Source organism: Allobosea sp. RAF48 (assembly GCF_052114025.1).
Lineage (GTDB): Bacteria > Pseudomonadota > Alphaproteobacteria > Rhizobiales > Beijerinckiaceae > Allobosea.
In genome coordinates, this window is record NZ_JBFRDZ010000012.1 from 44,356 (window position 1) to 61,226 (window position 16,871).

At 66.8% G+C, this 16,871-nt stretch carries 17 protein-coding genes; 6 read left to right on the forward strand and 11 right to left on the reverse strand.

Annotated elements, in window-relative coordinates; all coding sequences use genetic code 11:
* Positions 1 to 20 precede the first annotated feature (20 nt).
* The 4 genes from AB4Z10_RS20155 to AB4Z10_RS20170 all read right to left on the reverse strand — a co-directional run bounded on the left by AB4Z10_RS20155 (position 21) and on the right by AB4Z10_RS20170 (position 3,201).
* Entirely contained in the window at positions 21 to 1,463 is a 1,443-nt protein-coding gene (locus AB4Z10_RS20155) for a type II and III secretion system protein family protein (protein WP_441472171.1), read from the reverse strand.
* Positions 1,460 to 2,239 carry a Flp pilus assembly protein CpaB gene (gene cpaB / locus AB4Z10_RS20160; protein WP_441472172.1) on the reverse strand — a complete coding sequence of 260 codons (780 nt, stop codon included), beginning with the start codon at positions 2,237 to 2,239 and terminating at the stop codon, positions 1,460 to 1,462. Before cpaB ends, AB4Z10_RS20155 begins: the two co-directional genes overlap by 4 nt.
* Positions 2,240 to 2,363: 124 nt before the next feature.
* Entirely contained in the window at positions 2,364 to 2,876 is a 513-nt protein-coding gene (locus AB4Z10_RS20165; RefSeq protein WP_441472173.1) for an A24 family peptidase, read from the reverse strand.
* Positions 2,877 to 3,033: 157 nt separating this feature from the next.
* A complete protein-coding gene (locus AB4Z10_RS20170; RefSeq protein WP_441472174.1) occupies positions 3,034 to 3,201 on the reverse strand; it encodes a Flp family type IVb pilin in 168 nt (55 codons plus the stop codon).
* 472 nt (positions 3,202 to 3,673) lie between these two features.
* Between AB4Z10_RS20170 and AB4Z10_RS20175 the strand changes: the two genes are divergently transcribed.
* The 3 genes from AB4Z10_RS20175 (at position 3,674) to AB4Z10_RS20185 (ending at position 5,604) form a co-directional block, all read left to right on the forward strand.
* Positions 3,674 to 4,123 (forward strand): pilus assembly protein N-terminal domain-containing protein, encoded by a 450-nt coding sequence (locus tag AB4Z10_RS20175; protein WP_441472175.1) that lies wholly within the window; start codon positions 3,674 to 3,676, stop codon positions 4,121 to 4,123.
* Positions 4,124 to 4,468: 345 nt separating this feature from the next.
* Positions 4,469 to 4,978, forward strand: coding sequence for a TadE/TadG family type IV pilus assembly protein (locus AB4Z10_RS20180; protein WP_441472176.1), 510 nt, complete (start codon positions 4,469 to 4,471; stop codon positions 4,976 to 4,978).
* A gap of 17 nt (positions 4,979 to 4,995) precedes the next feature.
* A complete protein-coding gene (locus AB4Z10_RS20185) occupies positions 4,996 to 5,604 on the forward strand; it encodes a TadE/TadG family type IV pilus assembly protein (RefSeq protein ID WP_441472177.1) in 609 nt (202 codons plus the stop codon).
* Between the two features lie 55 nt (positions 5,605 to 5,659).
* On the opposite strand, the gene AB4Z10_RS20190 is transcribed toward AB4Z10_RS20185, so the two are convergent.
* Together AB4Z10_RS20190 and AB4Z10_RS20195 are read right to left on the reverse strand one after the other, a co-directional pair.
* Positions 5,660 to 6,187 (reverse strand): retropepsin-like aspartic protease family protein, encoded by a 528-nt coding sequence (locus AB4Z10_RS20190; protein ID WP_441472178.1) that lies wholly within the window; start codon positions 6,185 to 6,187, stop codon positions 5,660 to 5,662.
* A gap of 186 nt (positions 6,188 to 6,373) precedes the next feature.
* Complete coding sequence (locus AB4Z10_RS20195; protein WP_441472179.1) at positions 6,374 to 7,270, reverse strand: 2-dehydro-3-deoxygalactonokinase; 897 nt, start codon at positions 7,268 to 7,270, stop codon at positions 6,374 to 6,376.
* 230 nt (positions 7,271 to 7,500) lie between these two features.
* Here AB4Z10_RS20195 and AB4Z10_RS20200 point away from each other — a divergent pair, with 230 nt between their 5' ends.
* A complete protein-coding gene (locus AB4Z10_RS20200) occupies positions 7,501 to 8,382 on the forward strand; it encodes an aldose epimerase family protein (protein ID WP_441472180.1) in 882 nt (293 codons plus the stop codon).
* A 15-nt stretch (positions 8,383 to 8,397) separates the two neighbouring features.
* On the opposite strand, the gene AB4Z10_RS20205 is transcribed toward AB4Z10_RS20200, so the two are convergent.
* Both AB4Z10_RS20205 and AB4Z10_RS20210 read right to left on the reverse strand, forming a co-directional pair.
* Complete coding sequence (locus tag AB4Z10_RS20205; RefSeq protein WP_441472181.1) at positions 8,398 to 9,072, reverse strand: L,D-transpeptidase; 675 nt, start codon at positions 9,070 to 9,072, stop codon at positions 8,398 to 8,400.
* Between the two features lie 132 nt (positions 9,073 to 9,204).
* Positions 9,205 to 10,047 carry an aldo/keto reductase gene (locus tag AB4Z10_RS20210; protein WP_441472182.1) on the reverse strand — a complete coding sequence of 281 codons (843 nt, stop codon included), beginning with the start codon at positions 10,045 to 10,047 and terminating at the stop codon, positions 9,205 to 9,207.
* Positions 10,048 to 10,074: 27 nt separating this feature from the next.
* On the opposite strand from AB4Z10_RS20210, the gene AB4Z10_RS20215 reads away from it, so the two are divergent.
* Entirely contained in the window at positions 10,075 to 10,938 is an 864-nt protein-coding gene (locus tag AB4Z10_RS20215; RefSeq protein ID WP_441472183.1) for an alpha/beta hydrolase family protein, read from the forward strand.
* Between the two features lie 3 nt (positions 10,939 to 10,941).
* Here AB4Z10_RS20215 and AB4Z10_RS20220 read toward each other — a convergent pair whose 3' ends face one another.
* From AB4Z10_RS20220 to trpA, 3 genes are all read right to left on the reverse strand, one after another.
* Positions 10,942 to 12,264 (reverse strand): bifunctional folylpolyglutamate synthase/dihydrofolate synthase, encoded by a 1,323-nt coding sequence (locus AB4Z10_RS20220; protein WP_441472184.1) that lies wholly within the window; start codon positions 12,262 to 12,264, stop codon positions 10,942 to 10,944.
* A 29-nt stretch (positions 12,265 to 12,293) separates the two neighbouring features.
* Positions 12,294 to 13,193, reverse strand: a complete 900-nt coding sequence (gene accD / locus AB4Z10_RS20225) for an acetyl-CoA carboxylase, carboxyltransferase subunit beta (RefSeq protein ID WP_441472185.1) — start codon at positions 13,191 to 13,193, stop codon at positions 12,294 to 12,296.
* Positions 13,194 to 13,297: 104 nt separating this feature from the next.
* Positions 13,298 to 14,143: a tryptophan synthase subunit alpha gene (trpA, locus tag AB4Z10_RS20230; protein WP_441472186.1), complete on the reverse strand. Its 846-nt coding sequence runs from the start codon at positions 14,141 to 14,143 to the stop codon at positions 13,298 to 13,300.
* A 78-nt stretch (positions 14,144 to 14,221) separates the two neighbouring features.
* On the opposite strand from trpA, the gene hrpB reads away from it, so the two are divergent.
* A complete protein-coding gene (gene hrpB / locus AB4Z10_RS20235) occupies positions 14,222 to 16,726 on the forward strand; it encodes an ATP-dependent helicase HrpB (RefSeq protein WP_441472187.1) in 2,505 nt (834 codons plus the stop codon).
* The last annotated feature ends 145 nt before the right edge of the window (positions 16,727 to 16,871 follow it).

A 16,871-nucleotide genomic window follows, 5' to 3' on the forward strand; every position in this document is an offset into this window, starting at 1 on the left:
GTGCTATCCATCCGGTTCGGTCAGTCGGCGATGAAGCCGACGCGGCCCTTGTAGGCCTGCGGGATTGGGCCGCCGCCGCTGCCGTAGAGCTTGTTCAGGCGGCCGAGCAGGACGGCCTGGGCGTCATGGGACTCCACGAAGCCGTCATCGGGCCTTTGGACCTCGTTCGGCTGCATCGGCTTGGCGATGTAGGGCGTGACAGTGATCATCAGCTCGGTCTCCTCGCGCTGGTAGTCGCGCGAGCGGAACAGCACGCCGATGATCGGCAGGTTCATCAGCCCGGGCAGGCCGTTGAGCGAGGTCTTGGAGACGCGCTGGATCAGGCCGGCGGTGGCCAACGTGCCGCCGGACGGCAATTCGACCGTCGTGTCGGATTTGCGCACGCGGAAAGCGGGGACCGTGACGGTGGGCTGGTTCCGGTCGCCCTGGAGTACGATCTGGTTCTCGAAGTCGAGCTCGGTGACCTCGGTCGCGATACGCATGCTGATCTTGTTGGCCGAGAGCACGATCGGCGTGAAGTTGAGGGCGACGCCGATCGGCTTGTACTGGACGCCGAGCGAGCAGACGGCCTTGGCAGGGTCGCAGGTGTAGCCGGTGGGGACCGGAACTTCGCCGCCGGCCGTGAACTTCGCGCTCTCTCCCGAGATCGCGGTGACGTTCGGCTCGGCCAGAACGCGGGCAAGGCCCGCCCGCTCGAGAGCCCGCAGCGTGAAGTTCTGCGAATTGCCGATACCGGCCCCGATCGCTGTGGCGGACAGGGCCTGCGGCGACAGAGAGAAGGGGTTGTCGATGTTCGGCGTGATCGAGAACTTGCCCAGCTTCCACTCGCCGGTTGAATTGATGCCGAGCTGCTTGATCGCCTTGCGCGAGATCTCCGACACCGTCACCTTGACCATTACCTGGTCGCGGTCGCGGATCGTCAGCGAGTTGATCACCGCGCCCTTGGCGTTGCTCTTGTCGGACACGCCGACGAAGGCGTTGGCGATGTCGACGGCCTGCGTCGCCTCAGAGGCATTGGGAACAGTCCCGACCAGCAGGATCGAATCGCCGGCGGGCTTGATCTCGATCTGCGAGTTCGGCAGCGCGGTGCGCAGCGTCTGGCGCAGGACGTTGAGATCGCGCCCGACATTGATCTCGAGCGCAGTGATCTGGCGGCCTTCGCCATCCATCACGAACATCGAGGTCGCGCCATCGGCGATGCCGATGACGAAGAGTTTGCGCGCGGTCCTCACCACCGCATTGGCGACCTTCGGATTCGCGACGAACACCTCTTTGGCGTCGCGCGGCAGTTCGACGATCAGCGAGCGGCCGATCGAGAGGTCGAGCTTGCGTGAGATCGCGTGCTCGCTGGTGCCGACATTGAGCACCGGAGCGGCATCCCGGCCGGGCGACTGCGCGCTGGCGCCGTCGGCGATCAAGACGAGCGCAAGAGCCGTGGCGAGGCGAAACGAGCATCTGGTCATGGCTTTGCGCTCTTCGAGATGACACCGTAGCGCACGAGGGTCATCGAGTTGTCGGCGGAAGGCGGCGGCGCCGGCTCGTTGGCGTCCTTCAGGCTGCGCAGAGCCAGGGAGAGTGTCCCTGTCTTCTGCGCCTGGATCAGGACTTCGACCTGGCCGGGATCGACCTCGAGCGTCGCGGTTTCGCCGACCACGACCTTCTCGCCGTTGCGCTCCTGCACATTCTGGCCGATCGCCAGAACACGGATATTGCGGAGGATGGTTTCGCTGACCTGGGCCTCGCCGCGGCCGGAGGTGGACTCGCCGCGCCAGGTGCAGATGACGTCGACACGGTCGTTGGGCAGGATGAATCCGCCTGCGGTGTTGGCACCGCGGCTGTCGGTGCTGATCGCCACCGCGCGCATGCCGGAGGGCAACACGGCGGAGAGGAAGCCTGTTCCGTCGGTCCTGATCAGCTTCTCGCGACGGATCGGCTCGGCGCCGAGAATGGCGTAGCGGGCGACCTGGCCGATGATCTCTTTCTCGGCCTCAGGGGTTTCGTCCTTGCGGATGACGCCGCCTGGCACGCCGGCGATCGGCCAGTTCAGCCACCGCAGATCATTGGCTGTCACCGTGTTGCCGATCGGGATGTCGCTGGCTGCAACGAGCACGGGCACGGTTGGCGCCTGCTCGACCTTGGCGACCGGCGCCGGGGCCTGCGATGGCTGCTGAACAAGCAGCGCGGCGCCGACGCCTGCCGCCAGCGCGACCACGAGAATGATGATGCGTGCGGGACTCATCGACGTCCGATCCTCAGCCAGACGGAGCTGGCCCTCATCCCGGATCGTCGTCGCGAAACGTCAACTTATGGTTAATCGGACGTATATTTTTTGACGCGGAGTAACGTTACGTCGCCATCCTCGTTCACACGCCGATCGCGGCGCGCCAGATGGCCGTTTCCGGCAGGATGAACAGAGCGGCGAACGCAAGAGCTATTCCATAGGGAACGCCCTCCTTCGGCGCGTGCAGTCGCTGCGCCCAATCCCAATTCACTGCAGGAGAAGGCAGCGGGTGCGAGCGCAAGCGCAGGATCAGCAGCGTCAGCAGGCCGCCACCGAAGCTGGAAAGCAGGAGGTAAGGCATGAGCTGGTCGAAGCCGAACCAGAGAGCGGTCGCCGCGGCGAGCTTGGCGTCGCCGCCGCCGATCCAGCCTGCCGCGAACAGGCCGAAGGCCCCGACGAGAACGATCATGCCGGCTGCCAGATGCCAGGCGACGTCTTCTAGGCTGAGGCCCAACAGCACGGCGCAAAGGGCGAAAGCGACGACCAGGGACAGGCAAAGTCGATTCGAGATCGTCATCGAGACGAGATCACTTGCCGCTGCATAAGCCATGGCGAGGGGAAAGACGCCGAGGATCACGATCTGCGACAGGGTCATGGGACGACTACTCCATTCCTCGCGACGATGTTGTCAGGACTGTCTCACCAAAGCCTTACGCCGATGGCAAAGCCACGCTGTAAAGGGCAGAACGCCCCGGTCACCCGGGGCGTTCAAGCGAGGGAGCGACGCTGCGCTCTACGCTCGCGAATTCTGATCACTTGCTGAGTGCGTCGTCGACCTTCTGGAACTTGGCGGTGAGGTTCGAGCCGATATTGGTCCAGACGGTGATGCAGACGACGGCGATCAGGGCGGCGATCAGGCCGTACTCGATCGCGGTGGCGCCGGACTCGTCCTTGACGAAGCGAGCGAAAACATTGGTCATGATGGAACTCCTTTACACCACGGTTTGACGGCTGCCTTCGCTCTGAAGCGGCTTCGGTCAGCGACAAGAACGACATTAGCCCCCTCCTCTTGCTGATCGGTTAAGGCGACCCAAGAATTGATTGATTTATCGGGATGTCTTCGCTGTGGTTAACGGGCCATTTAACGGATATATAGAAAGGATTCTGTAAAATATCCAAGACTTGATCTATGAAATAATCGGTAAATGAGATATTTAACTGACGACATACGTTCGTTGTATTTGGATTGATTTGGCGTTTGAGCCGTGTGTGCCGCGCTTATTCCGCTTCGTCAACTGCGATGACAACGCAGGAATTCGCTGCCTCCAGCGGTTTTAAGACTCGGTTCATCAGTTTGCGCTTGTCTGGTGTCATCGCAGAGCTTGGGGCATCGCCATGTCGACCAATCACCCGCCGGAAAGGTGCCGTCTGTCCGCGCCTCGGGCGGTCGCCATGATCCTCGCCATGGTTGGTCCGGCCATCGCTCCAGCGGTCGCCGCGCCCCAGGACGGCCAGAACGAGAGCGTACTGGTCCTGGTCGATCACGCCAAGGTCGTGCGCCTGCCCGAGAAGGCCCAGACAGTCATCGTCGGCAATCCCGCCATCGCCGATGTGTCCGTGCAGCGCAACGGAGTGATGGTGGTCACCGGCAAGAGTTTCGGCGTGACCAATCTGATCGCGCTCGATGGCACCGGCGCATTGCTCGCGGAATCGGTGGTTCGGGTTGGCGCGGCGTCTGATACGGTCCTGACAGTGCAGCGCGGCATGGAGCGCGAAAGCTATTCCTGCACGCCCACATGCCAGCCTGCGGCCCAACTGGGCGACGCTCAGAAATATTTCGGCGAAGTCGGGGCGCAGGCCACGAGCCGCAACGCTCAGGCAACCGGCGTTGGGTCCAAATAGAGATCCGGCAAGCGGCATCCCATGCGTGAGAGCCGCGGCGGAATTGCAGCGATGCCGCTGCCAGGCGATCCTGTCCTATAGTGGATTCACGCGCGTAGGCGCCTTGCCGCGGGCAAGGTAAATGAAACCTTTGCCTCGCCAGGTGTGCCGGCGAAACGCTCCTAACCGATCTGAAATTGTTTTGCCGTAGATATCGGCGGGTCGGAGCAATGGGCTCGACGAGGCCAGCAAATGTTTCATCCTATTGCGCGAGCGGAGAAGGCGAGCATCGCAGCCGAGCGGGAGAGCCGCGCCGGGCATTCAGTCATCCGGCGGTTCCGGCGTTCCGAGAACGGGGCGACGGCGGTGGAGTTCGGCTTCGTCGCATTGCCCTTCTTCATGCTGATCTGGGCGATCATCGAGACGGGGCTGATGTTCTGGACCAATCAGGTCCTGGAGGAATCGCTGTCGCAAGCGTCGCGCGTGCTGCTCACCGGCGAGTCGCGTAGCCGCTATAGCTCGACCACCGCCTCCGTCAATACAGCCGCTTTCCGCGACGATGTCTGCGCGCGGGCGATGAACATGATCGACTGCAGCAAACTGGCTATCGATGTCCGCACCTATGGTGACTTTTCCGCGGCCAGCACGGGAACTTCCAGCAGCAACCCTCTCGCTGGCCGCAATCTTGATACGAGCAGCTTTTCCTACCGCCAGCCCGACGCGAACCAGATCGTCGTCGTCCGGGCCGTACTCGACTACAAGTTGTTCCTCACGAGCTGGGCGTCGACCAGCCTCGCCAACATAGGCAGCGCGGATTCCGGCCGGCGCGGCATCGTTGCGAGTGTGGCCTTCCGGGCGGAGCCGTTCGTTCCATGATCAGATTCGGAGCGAAGATGAGCCGCGAGGGATCGCCCGGCCTGTGGCTCCGCTTTCGCAGCAACAGCGGGGGGGTGGCCGCCATCGAGTTCGCGATGGTGCTGCCTGTGCTGGCTGTGGCATATCTCGGCATGGTCAACCTTGCGCAGATGGTCATGATCAATCGCAAAGTGACGCAGCTGACGTCGACCTTGAGCGATTTGACGGCACGTCTTCAGACGATTCCGACGGCCGAGATCACCAACATCTTCAAGGCGGGCGAGACGATCATGCTGCCTTACAGCTCCGCGAAAGTGAAGATGATGATTGCCAGTATCGTCATCGATGCCAACGGCATCGGCCGCATTTGCTGGGCCAGCGGATACAATGGGGCCACAGTGCCGGCGCGTGGTGACACGGTTTCCTTGCCGAGCAGCGTCAAAGTCCCCAGCACATCCGTGATCATGGCACGCGCGAGCTATGACTTCGTGCCTCCGATCGGGAAGGATGCCTTCTCGTTCATTGCGAACGCCACGCTGGGCGACAACCCGATCTATTCCCGCCCCCGTAACGGCAAGCCCGCGGGGGACAACAATATCGAGCAAATCGTTCGCAGCGATGTGACGGGCTGCCCCAAGTTCAACTGACGCTAAGCGCCGACGCCGGCAGGCTGCCTTCGTTCAGGGCGGCCGGCGCGCTTTTCTAGCCGCGCAGCACCATCCGCCCGGTCTGGACCTCATAGCCCTGTAGCTTGCTCAGAAATGAATTGCCCAGCAGGCTCATCGAAAGGGCGCGTTCGGGCAGCACGACGGCGTCGACATTGCGCACGACGATGTCGCCGAGGCGGATTTCGCGCAGCACCGTGTGATAGCCCGTAACCGTGCCGTTGGCCGTGCTCAGCATCATCTTGCGCGCATTGGCATCCGACTTGATGCCGAGCGCCTGGGCGTCGGCTGCGGTCAGCGCGACGATGCTGGCGCCGGTGTCGACCATCATCTTGATCCGGTAGTTCTCGACGCTCGGATGGACGATGTAGTGCCCGCGATAGTCGGCGGCCACGGCGAGCGTCACGGGCTGGCGCGGCCCCGGCGCGGCTGGCTCGGCGGAGGCGACCGCTACCGATGGTGTCTGGTCCCCGATCCGGGGAGCAAGCCATTGCGTGTAGCCGAGAGAGCCGACAATGGCGAAGCCAGCCACGCCCAAGGCCCATACCATCGGGTGCGATGTCACGATCTTTCCCCAGCCTTATCCAGGCCATGACCATGAACATGGTGCCCTGAAGAAGGGTGAAGAGGTTCGGCAGGATTTTCCGCAATGGCCGGGCGCCGGGTATGGATTGTCCGCAGACTTAATCCACGCTTACCGGCACGAGGCTTCGGCAATTGGCACAGCGGTGGCGGGGCGCGTCGGCGACGATTATCCGGCGATATCGCTCGCAAGACGCCGGATGCCCGCGACAAAGGCCTGCTCGGGCGTGACCATGGTCACGGTGAGCCCGGCCGCAGCCAGCGCGCCGCCATAGCTTTCTGCCAGAGCGCCGTCGGCGACGAGGTGGACCTGATTTCGCCTCCCGAAGATAGCCTGTGCCCCCGCGATCTCCTGGCCGACCAGAAGCGCGGAAAGATAGGGGCCGACCTCGCCGCCGCGCATCCGCCCGGCGAGAACCTCGGTGCGCGCGGCGAAGGCCGTATTGAGCAGGCCGCCGGGGCGCAAAGCGCCGGCCCGTCCGCGCGCTGCGCCACTGGCGGCATCGCCTTCGGCAGCTTCCTCCGCCAGGCGGCCCAGGATCGAGCCGTTGCGTAGCAGCCCGTAGATCTCGCCCGTCATGAAGCTGGCGAAGCGCGTGATCCGTCCGTCTCTGATCTCTGCCCATTTCGAATGGGTGCCCGGCAGGCAGGCGATGCCGTCATCGAGACCAAGTCCGACGATGAGAGTTTCCTCGCCGCGCATGACGTCGAAGGCGCCGTCGTCGTAGCTCAGGCCGGGAATGATGGTTGCCGTCGTATCCTTGTCGAGCTCGACGCGGATCGCAGCGGCGGCAATCGCAGCCGGCGAGGCGGGGCAAGCGACATAAGGCGCTTCGATCCAGCCATTGCGGCTGCCGACCATGCCGGCGAGCACGATGGCGGCATCGGGCGCGGCGCGCCGGAAATCCCCGGCGAGGGCCTCGAAGGCGGCGGGGTAGCCGCCGGCCGGTACGGACTGGATGCCCTGATCGGCGATCCGCCGCCGCAGAACCTCACCTGTCTCCGCGATCAGGAAGGCGCGCGCGCGGGTCGTGCCCCAGTCGAGCGCGATCAGAGGTTTGGGCATGCTAGGCTCCGGTAATAGCATCGGACCGAAAAGTGGAATCCACTTCTCGGGAGAATCCGATGCGATAACAAATATATAGATCGCCGTAACCGCGTCCGGTAGAACGCGCGGCGATCTAGCGCGCGACTGTCTCCGCCATGCCGGACCGGGTCAAGGCGTGCCGGCTTGTGCCCGCCCTGCAATCACGGCAACGCTGTGACCTCGGATAACGGACGAATCGGACAAGCGCGATGCTGGAGCTGCAAGCGGGCGGCCTGGAGGCCGTGGTCATTCCGGAGATCGGCGGCATCGTCTCGCGCATGATCTGGACCGGGCCGGATGGGCGCCGGCACGATGTTCTGCGGCCACAGGGGAGCGAGGCCACGACCGCTTCCCCCAACTTCTTCGGCACCTGGGCCATGCTGCCTTTCGCCAACCGGGCTTTCGGCAGCGTGATCGATGACGGTGAGAGCCGCTTCCAGGTTCCGGCCAACGATCCGGCCGGCACCATCCATGGTTTCGGCTGGCAGTCCGCTTGGGAGGTGCTGCGGTATGACCGCGGTCATACCCTCATCGAGCATCGGCGAACGGAGGGGGCGGACCCGTATCGCTACCGCGCCCGCCAGGACATTTCCCTCGACGAAGCCGGTATGACCATCCGCCTCTCGATCGAGAACGAGGCGGAAACGGCACTACCCTTCGGGATCGGCCACCATCCCTGGTTCCCCTGCGCAGCCGATACGCGCCTCGTGATGCGCGCCAGCGGTGCGCTCATCTTCGGCGAAGCCTTTCGCGCCACAGGGCAGGAAACCTTTGTGCAGGGCGGCCCCTTTGTCGACCCGCGCCCGTTCCGTTCCGGTGCCGTAACGGCCTGGAGCTTCCTCGGCTGGGACGATTGCGCCCGGATCGAGACGCCCTCGGCCGGACTCTCCGTGACGCTGACCGCGAGCGAAAGCCTGAACTGTCCGGTCGTCTGGGCACCGCCCGGGGCCGACTTCCTCTGCGTCGAGCCGCAGAGCCACGCCATCGGCGCGCCGAGCGAGCCGGCGGCACGCGCGGCTGCTCCCTTGAAGCGGCTTGCGCCGGGCGAGGTGCTGGAAGGCTGGCTCAGGATCGTGCCGGAAGCGCTCTAGCTTTCGGCTTGCTCCTCAGCGCCAGCCGTAGCCATAGCCGCTGGGATAATAGGGCTGGTAGCCATAGGCATTGGCCGGCAGGGCCGGGCGCAGCAGGATCTGGCCGCGGGCCGCCTCCCAGCCATGGCCCTGGCGTTGCTGCGCGATCGTGCTGTCCTGGCTGCGAGGCTTGGCCTTGGCGATCTTTTGCTTCGACGGGGCAGCCTTCGCAAACTTGGCCTTCGATGTCGTCGATGCCTTGGCGAAGCGCGAGAGATTTTCGGTCGCAGCGCCGTTCAGCGCGATCCGGGTCTGGCCGGCACCATACTTCTTCACCAGTGCGAACAGCTTGGCGGCATTGGCGGGATGCAGCCGGATGCAGCCATGCGAGGCAGGGCGGCCGAGTGCCCCGACCGCCGTCGTGCCGTGGATGGCGTAGCCACCGCGGAAGAAAACCGCGTAGGGCATCGCTCCGCCATATTTGCGCGAATACCAGCTCCTCTCGAGACGGGTCGGCCGATACACGCCGTTCGGTGAGCGGAAGCCGCTGCGGCCGGAGGAGATCTTCCAGTCATGGACCTCGCCGTCGCTGGTGGTGACCTTCATGCGCTGGGCGGCGATGTCGACCCTGACGTCGACGCCGGCTTGCGCCTGGGCGGCGCTGAGCACGGACAGGAACAAGACGGCCAAGATGCCGAGAACGCGACGCATCGCCCGAACTCCGAAGACGCTACTGCTGAGCGGGCGCTCGTGAGGCTCTGGTGGCCGTCGCCCTTGACCCTAGGAAAGCGCGGGCGCCGGAGCCTGTAAAGTGGGAAGACGGAACGTGGTTTCCGGCACCGATCAAATCATTGGCAACGCCTGTGGTTTGCGGCCGCGCGGGAAGGCGGCGTCGATGCGGGCGATGTCGGTCCCCGAGAGGGCAAGACGCAGCGCCCCGGCATTGTCCTCGATATGGGTGACCCTGCCCGCCTTCGGGATCGCAAAGACGCTCGATCGCCGTGTCAGGAAGGCGAGCGCGACCTGCCGCGGCGTCGCATCGTGCTCCCTGGCGATCTCGGACAGCACCTTGCCCTGAGCGCTCCCGGGGGCGGGGAAATCGTCATGGCCGAAAGGGCTGTAGGCGGTGACGGCGACGCCGTGCCGCTCGCACCATGGGATCACGGCGTGCTCGATGGCACGCTCACGCAGATGGTAGAGCACCTGGTTGCAGGCGATCCTGCCCTTGCCGGCGGCGGCGAGTGCCTCGTCGAGGTCGTCCTCGTCGAAGTTGCTGACGCCCCAGGAGAGGATCTTGCCCTCCTGCTTAAGCGCCTCGAAGGCGGCGAAGGTCTCTTCCAGCGGATGCGGTCCGCGCCAATGCAGCAGGTAGCCATCGAGCCGGTCGGTCTTCAGATGCTTCAGCGAGCGCTCGCAGGCGGCGCGCACGCCCTGCCGGGAGGCGTTGTGCGGCAGCACCTTCGATACCAGGAAGACCTCGTCGCGCCGGCCCGCGATGGCCTCGCCGATGATCGCCTCGGAGCGGCCGTCGCCATACATCTCGGCGGTGTCGATATGGCTGAGACCGAGATCGAGGCCGCGCCTGAGCGCCGCGATCGCCTCGCTCTTGTCGCCTTGCTCGATATACCAGCTGCCCTGGCCGATCCTTGCGACATCGCGCCAACCGGTGTCATTCTGCTTCGTCATCGCTGCCTCGCTCCCGAGAATCTCGATATGCTTCGTTTCAGGCGGTTTGGCGCTGATCGGCGCCGGAGAGCATCAGCCGCCTTCGCGCTGGCGTTTGCGTGGATACTCGCCGGCGCGCCCCTCTGGGCGCAGTCACGCGAAGACACCGTTGCGCATGTCGACGGCGCGCCGATCCCGGTCCATCTCTACGTTCCGAGCGGAGCCGGTCCTTTTCCCGTGCTCGTCCTGTCGCATGGCAGTCCCCGCGATGCGGCGGGCAGGAGCGATTTCGGCCGAGGCACGCTCCGCGGGGTCGCCGAAAGCCTGGCCCGTCGCGGCATTCTGGTCGCCGTGCCCATCCGGCGCGGCTACGGCCCGCATCCTTTGCGCTGGGCCGAGGATTACGGCGGCTGCGAGCGTGCGCGCTATTACCAGGCGGGGCTGGCCACGGCGGAGGATATCCGGGCCGCTGCGTTGAGCGTCGCCTCGCGTCGCGATGCCGATCCGACGAGGATCGTGCTGATGGGCGTCTCCGCCGGCGGCTGGGGGTCCATCGCCGCCGCATCGCAGCCGCTCAAAGGGCTGATCGGGGTCGTGAACTTCGCAGGCGGGCGCGGCTCGCGCGGTCCGGATGACGTCTGCAAGCCTGACGAACTCGTGGCTGCGGCAGCCCGCTATGGACGAAACTCCCATGTGCCGGAGCTCTGGATCTACAGCGTCAACGACCGCTTCTTCGGGCCGGATCTGGCGAACAGGCTGCTCAAGGCCTTCACCGAGGCCGGCGGCGCCGCGCGCTTCGTGTCGGCGCCCGCCTATGGCACGGACGGGCACCGCTATATCCGCGATACCGAGAGCTGGCGCGGCGACGTCGAAGCCTTCCTGCAGCGGATCGGCTTTCTCCATGGGTCATAGGCTCTAGGCCGGTGGCGTGCCGTTGGCCGAGAGCACCTCGCCGGCGAGATAGAGCGAGCCGCAGATCAGGATACGCGGCGGTGCCGGCCAGTCGCGCGCCGCGATCGTTCTGAGCGCCTGTTCCACCGAGCCGGAAACCTCGGCCGCGAGGCCGGCGCCACGGGCGGCATCGGCGACTTCCTCGGCTGGGCGGGCGGCGAGCGAGTTCTGGATCGGCACGGCATAGAGCGCCTGCGCCAGCCCCTTGAAATGGCTGAGAGTGGCGGCTGCGTCCTTGGTCGAGAGCAGGCCGGCGATCATCACCAGCGGCGCCGGGTTGCGGTCGGCCAGGTCGGCCATGGCCTGGGCCAGCACGCGCCCGCCATCGGGGTTGTGGCCGCCGTCGAGCCAGAGCTCGGCGCGCTCCGGCACGATCTCGGCGAGGCGCCCGCGCGCCAGCCGCTGCAGCCGCGCCGGCCAGTCGGCATGGCGCATGCCTTCCTCGAAGGCGCGTGTCGGCAGGGCGCTATAGCCGGCCGCGCGCAGTGCCGCGATCGCGGTCCCGGCATTGATGTGCTGATGGCGCCCGGTCAGGCGCGGCAAGGGCAGGTCCAGCAGCCCGTCGCCATCCTCGTAGACCAGCCGCCCACCGGCCTCATGGACGTTGAAGTCCTGCGCGCCGATGAGGATCTTGGAGGCGCCGGCGCGCTCGGCCGCGGCTTCGAGAACCGCGGTCGGCTCCGGCTCCTGCGGCGCGATCACGGCCGGCGCGCCGCGCTTGAAGATGCCGGCCTTCTCGCCGGCGATCTTGGTGACGGTGTCGCCGAGATATTCGGAATGGTCGAGCGAGACCGGCGTCACCACCGTGCAGGCCGGGTGCGCGATGACGTTCGTCGCATCGAAGCGTCCGCCGAGTCCGACCTCCAGCAGCAGCACGTCGGCGGGGTTCTCCGCAAAGAGCAGGAGCCCGGCTGCCGTCGTCATCTCGAAGAAGGTGATGGGGTCGCCGGCATTGATCGCCTCGCAGCGCTCCAGCGCCTCGACGAGCTTGTCCTCGGCGACGAAGCGGCCGCCGCCGGGCGCGCCCAGCCGGATGCGCTCATGGAAGCGCACCAGATGCGGCGAGATATAGACATGGACGGACAGGCCGGCCGCTTCGAGGATCGCCCGCATGAAGGCGATGGTCGAGCCCTTGCCGTTGGTGCCGGCGACATGGATCACCGGCGGCAGCTTCTTCTGGGGGTCGCCGAGCCGCTCCAGCAGGGTGAGGATACGGCCGAGCGAGAGGTCGATCAGCTTGGGATGCAGCGCCATGAAGCGCGCGAGCAAGGCGTCGGAAGACCCCATGACGTGACGGCCCCCAGCCGTGAATAACCTCAGACGGCCTCGGCCACCGGACGCGCGGGAGCGGCGGCTTCGCTCTTCGCCGCCGGCTGCTTGGTCAGCAGGCGGCCGAGCCGGGCCAGCGTGTCCGGGATCTCGCGGCGATGCACGACCATGTCGACCATACCGTGATCCTTGAGATATTCCGAGCGCTGGAAGCCTTCCGGCAGCTTCTCGCGGATGGTCTGCTCGATCACGCGCGGCCCGGCGAAGCCGATCAGCGCCCCGGGCTCGGCGATGTGGATGTCGCCCAGCATGGCGTAGGAGGCGGTGACGCCGCCGGTGGTCGGGTTGGTCAGCACCACGAAATAGGGCAGGCCGGCCGCGCGCAGGCGGCGCACCGCCACGGTCGTCCGCGGCAATTGCATCAGCGAGAGGATGCCTTCCTGCATGCGCGCCCCGCCGGAAGCCGCGAAGACGACATAGGGGGTTTTCTTCTCGAGCGCGGTTTCGGCCCCTTTGACGAAGGCCTCGCCGGCGGCCATGCCGAGCGAGCCGCCCATGAAGTGGAAGTCCTGCACCGCCAGCGTCATCGGCAGACCCTTGACCCGGCCATAGCCGATCTTGAAGGCGTCCTGCGCGCCGGTCTTGGCGCGGGCGTCCTTCAGCCGGTCGACATAGCGCTTCTCGTCGCGGAACTTGAGCGGATCGACGGAAACCTCCGGCAAAGCGACGTCGAGCCACTTGCCGTCGTCGAAGGTCAGCCGCAGCCGCTCCGGCGCGGTGACGCGCATATGGTGCTCGGAGCCGGGGATGACGTAGCCATTCGCCTCGACATCCTTGTGGAACACCATCTGCCCGGAATCGGGGCACTTGATCCAGAGGTTCTCCGGGGTCTCGCGCTTGAACAGCGTCTTGATGCGCGGCCGGACGACTTCGGAAATCCAGTTCATCGGATGAATCCCTGATGGGCTTTCAGCGCCGGGGCGCCGTCACGCCGAAAATGGGGTCGCGTCTGCCGGCGGGCAAGCGACGCAACCGTTGAATGAAACCGGCCTCAGGCCGCCTTGGCCGCCGAACGGACGCCCTGGGCGAGTTCGCTGACCAGCGAGGTGACAGCCGAAACCGTCTTTTCCGTGGCCTTGCCGTCGCTGTCGAGCGAGAGCCGGACGCGCTCCACAAGGGCCGAGCCGACGACGACACCGTCCGCACTCTTGGCGATGGTGGCGGCGTCGGCCGCAGTCTTCACGCCGAAGCCGACCGCGACGGGCAGGTCGGTGTGGCGCTTGATCCGGGCAACCGCGTCGCCGACCGCGCCATAGTCGGCGATGGCGCCGCCGGTCACGCCGGTCATCGAGACGTAATAGACGAAGCCGGAGGTGTTCTGCAGCACCTTCGGCAGGCGCCTGTCGTCGGTGGTCGGCGTGGCCAGGCGGATGAAGGAAACCCCCGCCTTCAGCGCCGGCAGGCAGAGCTCCTCGTCCTCCTCCGGCGGCAGATCGACGACGATGAGACCGTCGACACCGACGCGGCGTGCCTCGGCCAGGAAGGCCTCGACGCCATAGGCGTAGATCGGATTGTAGTAGCCCATCAGCACGATCGGCGTGTCGTGGCCGGCCGTGCGGAAGCTCTCGACCATGGCGAGCGTCTTCCGCAGCGTCTGCCCGGCTTTCAGCGCGCGCTGCCCGGCGAGCTGGACCGGCACGCCGTCCGCCATCGGATCGGTGAAGGGCACGCCGAGCTCGATCACGTCGGCGCCGGCCGCGGGGAGGGCCGCGAGGATGGCGCTCGCCGTCTCGAAATCGGGGTCGCCGGCGGTGACGAAGGTCACGAGCGCCGCCCGGCCCTCGCGGGCGCAGGCCTGGAAGCGGTTCTGGATGCGGGTCTGGCCGGTCTCTGTCATGGGCTTGCGGTTAGCATGGGACGGGCGGGCTGGCGAGTGGCTTGCGCGCGAGGCGAGCCTGCGCCACATCCGCCGGGCATGCGCGCCTTCGACACCGCCCTTCCCATCGATGCCGTTCTCGGCGACCTCGCTGCTGTCTTGCGGAGTCGGCCGAACGCCGTGCTTGTCGCCCCTCCCGGCGCCGGCAAGACCACGCGCGTGCCGCTCGCTCTGCTCGACGAGCCCTGGACAAAGGGCGGCAAGCTCATCCTGCTCGAGCCGCGGCGGCTGGCGGCGCGCGGCGCGGCGAACCGGATGGCGCAGACCCTGGGCGAGCGTGTCGGCGAGACCGTCGGCCTGCGCGTGCGCCTCGGCTCCAAGATTGGTCCGAAGACGCGCATCGAGGTCGTCACCGAGGGCGTCTTTGCGCGGATGATCCTGGACGATCCGGCGCTCGAAGGCGTCGCGGCCGTCCTCTTCGACGAATTCCACGAGCGTTCGCTCGATGCCGATTTCGGCCTTGCGCTTGCGCTCGACGCGCAGGGCGGCCTGCGTGAGGATCTGCGCATCCTCGTCATGTCGGCAACGCTCGACGGCGCCCGCGTCGCGAAGCTGCTCGGCGAAGCGCCGGTGATCGAGAGCGAGGGCCGCGCCTTTCCGATCGAGACGCGCTACCGCGGCCGCGACCCGCTGAAGCGCATCGAGGATCAGGTCATGGAGACGGTTTTGCTCGCGCTCAACGAGCAGCCGGGCTCGCAACTCGTCTTCCTGCCGGGACAGGGCGAGATTCGCCGCGTCGAGGAGCGCCTGCGCGAGAGGCTACGCGATCCCGCCGTCGAGATCGCGCCGCTCTATGGTGCGCTCGACCAGCGCGACCAGGACCGCGCCGTGCTGCCGGCGCCCGCCGGCAAGCGCAAGATCGTGCTCGCCACCGCCATCGCCGAGACCTCGCTGACCATCGAGGGCGTGCGCGTCGTCATCGATTCCGGCCTCGCCCGGGTCCCGGTCTACGAGCCTGATATCGGCGTGACCCGGCTGGAGACCCGCCGTGTCAGCCGCGCCGCCGCCGATCAGCGCCGGGGCCGCGCCGGCCGTACCGAGCCGGGTGTCTGCTACCGCCTTTGGGAGGAGGCCGCGACCGGCGCGCTCGAAGCCTTCGCCCGGCCGGAGATCCTCTCGGCCGATCTGAGCCCGCTATTGCTCGATTGCGCCGCCTGGGGCGTCGGCGATCCGACGACTCTGGCATTCCTCGACCTTCCGCCCGCCCCGGCCCTCAAGGAAGCGCGCGCCCTGCTGAGCAATATCGGTGCGCTCGATGGCGATGGCCGCATCACGCCGGACGGGCGAGCCTTGCAGGCGCTGCCTTTGCCGCCGCGGCTCGCGCGCATGGTCGTGGCTGCCGCCCGCTTCGGGCAGGCGAACGCCGCGGCCGATCTCGCGGCCGTGCTGGTCGAGCGCGGGCTCGGTGGCGATGCCGTCGATCTGGCCGAAAGGCTGGAGCGGCTCAGCCGTGAGCGCGGCGGCCGGGCCGGCGACATGCGCCGCCTCGCCGAAGGCTGGGCACGAACCGCCCAGCGAAGCGCCCGCGGGGATAAGGCAGACGCCGGTGAACCGCTGTCGCCCGGCCTTCTGCTCGCCTTTGCCTATCCGGATCGCGTCGCCAAGGCCCGCTCTCCGGGGTCGGGGCAGTATCTCCTCGCCAATGGCCGCGGTGGCGCGGTGGAACCGTCGCAGCGTCTGGCGCGCGAGCCCTATATCGTCGTTGCGGAATTGACCGGTGCGGCCCAGCAGGCCCGCATCATGGCCGCCGCAGCGATCACCGAAGCCGAGATCGCGGCGCTCGTCGGCCATGGGCTTGCGCCCTTCGGCATCGCGGAGCGCGAGGAGGCGAATTTCGACCGGACTGCCCGCGCGCTGCGGGTTCGGGCGGTGCGCCGCTATGGCGGGCTCGCGCTGTCCGAGCGGCCGCTCTCCGTCGCGGATACGCCGGGGAATGCCGAGGCGTTGGCCAAGGGCATCGCGTCGCTCGACATCGGCCTCCTGCCCTGGACGAAAGGCCAGAACCAGCTCCGCGAGCGCGCCGCCTTCCTGCGCAAGGCGGAACCGGAGGAAAATTGGCCCGATCTCTCCGACGAAGGATTGGCGCAAGAGCCGGAACTCTGGCTGGCGCCGCATCTCCTCGGCCGCGCCTCGCTCGCTTCGATCCAGCCTTCCGATCTCGATTCGGCCCTGGCGATGCTGCTGACCTGGGAGTTGAAGCGCCGGCTCGATCAGGAAGCGCCGACCCATTTTACCGCGCCGACGGGGTCTTCGCTCGCGGTCGACTATGCCGCCGAGGCCGGCCCGACCATTTCGGTGCGCGTGCAGGAACTCTACGGCCTCGCGACGCATCCTGCCTTGGCCGGCGGACGGGTGCCGCTGGTGCTGGAACTGCTCTCCCCGGCGCACCGGCCGATCCAGGTGACGCGTGACCTGCCCGGCTTCTGGCGCGGCTCCTGGGCGGCGGTTAAGTCGGAGATGAAGGGCCGTTACCCCCGCCATCTCTGGCCGGATGATCCCGCTGCAGCGTTGCCCACAACGCGAGCCAAGCCGCGCGGGACGTGAGGGCTTACCGTTCCCTCGTCGTCATCCCGGACAAGCCGCGAAGCGGCGCCGATCCGGGATCCATTCCGGATCGATTCCGATGAGGGTCCGGGCATGGATCCCGGGTCTGCGCTTCGCTTGCCCGGGATGACGGCGAGGTAGGAGA

Bases quoted from the DNA above. Each gene is read 5' to 3' on its own strand.
- AB4Z10_RS20155 (WP_441472171.1), bottom strand. From the start codon at position 1,463: ATGACCAGATGCTCGTTTCGCCTCGCCACGGCTCTTGCGCTCGTCTTG.
- accD (WP_441472185.1), bottom strand. From the start codon at position 13,193: ATGAACTGGATTTCCGAAGTCGTCCGGCCGCGCATCAAGACGCTGTTC.
- AB4Z10_RS20220 (WP_441472184.1), bottom strand. From the start codon at position 12,264: ATGGGGTCTTCCGACGCCTTGCTCGCGCGCTTCATGGCGCTGCATCCC.
- AB4Z10_RS20215 (WP_441472183.1), top strand. From the start codon at position 10,075: ATGCTTCGTTTCAGGCGGTTTGGCGCTGATCGGCGCCGGAGAGCATCA.
- AB4Z10_RS20165 (WP_441472173.1), bottom strand. From the start codon at position 2,876: ATGACCCTGTCGCAGATCGTGATCCTCGGCGTCTTTCCCCTCGCCATG.
- AB4Z10_RS20210 (WP_441472182.1), bottom strand. From the start codon at position 10,047: ATGACGAAGCAGAATGACACCGGTTGGCGCGATGTCGCAAGGATCGGC.
- AB4Z10_RS20195 (WP_441472179.1), bottom strand. From the start codon at position 7,270: ATGCCCAAACCTCTGATCGCGCTCGACTGGGGCACGACCCGCGCGCGC.
- AB4Z10_RS20200 (WP_441472180.1), top strand. From the start codon at position 7,501: ATGCTGGAGCTGCAAGCGGGCGGCCTGGAGGCCGTGGTCATTCCGGAG.
- cpaB (WP_441472172.1), bottom strand. From the start codon at position 2,239: ATGAGTCCCGCACGCATCATCATTCTCGTGGTCGCGCTGGCGGCAGGC.
- AB4Z10_RS20175 (WP_441472175.1), top strand. From the start codon at position 3,674: ATGATCCTCGCCATGGTTGGTCCGGCCATCGCTCCAGCGGTCGCCGCG.
- trpA (WP_441472186.1), bottom strand. From the start codon at position 14,143: ATGACAGAGACCGGCCAGACCCGCATCCAGAACCGCTTCCAGGCCTGC.
- AB4Z10_RS20205 (WP_441472181.1), bottom strand. From the start codon at position 9,072: ATGCGTCGCGTTCTCGGCATCTTGGCCGTCTTGTTCCTGTCCGTGCTC.
- AB4Z10_RS20170 (WP_441472174.1), bottom strand. From the start codon at position 3,201: ATGACCAATGTTTTCGCTCGCTTCGTCAAGGACGAGTCCGGCGCCACC.
- AB4Z10_RS20185 (WP_441472177.1), top strand. From the start codon at position 4,996: ATGAGCCGCGAGGGATCGCCCGGCCTGTGGCTCCGCTTTCGCAGCAAC.
- hrpB (WP_441472187.1), top strand. From the start codon at position 14,222: ATGCGCGCCTTCGACACCGCCCTTCCCATCGATGCCGTTCTCGGCGAC.